Here is a 2,106-nt window from a genome sequence, read left to right on the forward strand (position 1 = left end):
CCCAGGAATCCTGCCAGGAAAAACTGGGTGCCAATGATCATGGCGGTCAGCGCGATATAAAATTGCGGCCTTTCGCTCAGCAACCTGCCTGTGGGGTTGATAAAGAGTTTATCGATCCCAAGGTAAAGGGCAAATCCCGATCCGATAATGAACATAAGTACGCCCAATGCGCCAAAAAGGTGCATGGGTCTTTTTCCGAATTTGGAGACGAACCAGATGGTGATCAGGTCGAGGAAGCCATTGATAAAGCGGTCGGCCCCGAATTTGGTCTTCCCGAATTTTCGGGCCTGGTGCCGGACTACCTTTTCGCCTATTCTGGAAAACCCTGCATTTTTTGCCAGGACAGGGATGTACCGGTGCATTTCCCCGCTCACTTCTATGGTCTTGATCACCTCTTTTCGGAAGGCTTTGAGGCCGCAGTTAAAGTCGTGCAATTTCACTCCTGAGGTCCTGCGGGCTGCCCAGTTGAAGAGTTTGGAGGGTATATTCTTCGTCAGCGCATGATCGTACCGCTTCTTTTTCCAACCGGAGACCAGGTCATATCCTTCTTCTTCGATCAACCGGACCAGTTCCGGGATCTCCTCGGGGTTATCCTGCAGGTCGGCATCCATGGTGACCACGATATCGCCCGAGGCCTGGCGGAATCCCGCGTGCAGGGCCTGTGACTTTCCGAAATTCTTCAGGAAGCGGATCCCCTTGATCTGTTCATTTTCGGCAGCCAGGCGGGTAATGATCTCCCAGGAACCGTCCGTACTCCCGTCGTCTATAAATATGACCTCATATGAAAAACGATTGGACCGCATCACGGATGCAATCCAATCGTACAGTTCTTTCAGGGATTCTTCTTCGTTCAGTAAAGGAATGACAATGGATAAGCTCATGGAGTATCGATGCTTCTTCCCTTCAAAAATACAACAATCCTTTAAAAGGAGGGCTTATGATTTTTTGAAGATGAGTCCGCCTATCAACCCGATTATAAGACCCTGGATCACGCTGGCGATCAATATAACAGGATACGATATCCAGAAGTAGTTAATTGTGCCTTCATATTGTTGTTCGATCTGGGCCGACGTCATCACGCCGGCTTCTTCAGCCGCCGCTTTGGTATTCTCAGCTATTTTAGTGATAAAATCAGGATCGAGGACGTTGGCCAGCAGGATCAGGTAAACGATGTAGATGACCCCGGATACCAGGCAAATCCCGATTCCCATTTTGATGGCCTGACCCAGGGAAAGCAAGCCTCCGTTGGCCTTCCTGAAATTGATCAAAGCCCAGATGATAACACCAACTGCCAGTGCGATCCCGATCACCGTGTTGCTCGTATCCTGAGTAGTATGGGCATCCATGGAGAATAGCATGAGACCAAATACCACACTAACGGCACCGAGGATCAGGCCGTAATTGAGTGAGAATTTTCCAATTTTAGGTTGTGTTTGTTCCATTTCGTCGATTATTTTTTGGGTTTATTGTTTAATTAGTGACCTGTATGGCCATTTTGTTACACTTCCAAGGTACAATTTTTTAAGAAGGTTTTTTGTTCTACTTCTTGTGCAATGCTAAAAAAAATAATTACATTTGCAGCCTGAAATTGAAGACGTATTGCGATGAGAAAAGGTATACATCCGGAGAATTACAGACTGGTAGCATTCAAGGACATGTCCAATGACGATGTGTTCATCACAAAGTCTACCGCAGAGACTAAGGAAACCCTTGAGGTAGACGGGGTAGAATACCCCCTGGTAAAACTCGAGATCTCCAGGTCGTCCCACCCATTCTATACCGGGAAGGCCAAGCTGGTGGATACTGCCGGTAGGATCGATAAATTCAAGAACAAATACAAGAAGTTCAAGAAGTAATTGTTAGAAAACGCACTCTTGTCCGCCAAAAACAGGAGTTCATCATAAACAAGCGCCTCCGATTCCAATCGGGGGCGTTATTTTTTTACATTTGATTAAAATTCGCAGGCATGAACTACGTACTGTTCGACAGTGAAGTAAGGACCTCTCTTCTGCCTTTCACCTTCACCAGGCCCGTGGGCGAGATCAGGATCGGGATCCTGACCCTCCGCGAGAAATGGGAAAAACACCTCAAATCCGGGACCTCCTA

4 protein-coding genes are annotated in these 2,106 nt (G+C 47.4%); 2 read left to right on the top strand and 2 right to left on the bottom strand.

Annotated features, from left to right (window positions below):
- Positions 1-881, bottom strand: an 881-nt coding sequence (locus ABYP73_RS12940; RefSeq protein WP_372974612.1) for a glycosyltransferase family 2 protein, incomplete at its 3' end; no start/stop codon positions are given.
- Positions 882-935: 54 nt separating this feature from the next.
- On the bottom strand, positions 936-1,442 hold the full coding sequence (locus tag ABYP73_RS12945; protein WP_372945035.1) for a DUF4199 domain-containing protein: 507 nt from the start codon (positions 1,440-1,442) through the stop codon (positions 936-938).
- A gap of 162 nt (positions 1,443-1,604) precedes the next feature.
- On the opposite strand from ABYP73_RS12945, the gene ABYP73_RS12950 reads away from it, so the two are divergent.
- Positions 1,605-1,856, top strand: coding sequence for a type B 50S ribosomal protein L31 (locus tag ABYP73_RS12950; RefSeq protein WP_188371260.1), 252 nt, complete (start codon positions 1,605-1,607; stop codon positions 1,854-1,856).
- Positions 1,857-1,966: 110 nt separating this feature from the next.
- Positions 1,967-2,106, top strand: a 140-nt coding sequence (locus ABYP73_RS12955; protein ID WP_372974613.1) for a putative sugar nucleotidyl transferase, incomplete at its 3' end; no start/stop codon positions are given.

Origin of the sequence: Muriicola sp., assembly GCF_041567615.1 — a bacterium.
Lineage (GTDB): Bacteria > Bacteroidota > Bacteroidia > Flavobacteriales > Flavobacteriaceae > Muriicola.

Coding starts and splice junctions, on each gene's coding strand:
- ABYP73_RS12945 (WP_372945035.1), bottom strand. CDS start 1,442: ATGGAACAAACACAACCTAAAATTGGAAAATTCTCACTCAATTACGGC.
- ABYP73_RS12950 (WP_188371260.1), top strand. CDS start 1,605: ATGAGAAAAGGTATACATCCGGAGAATTACAGACTGGTAGCATTCAAG.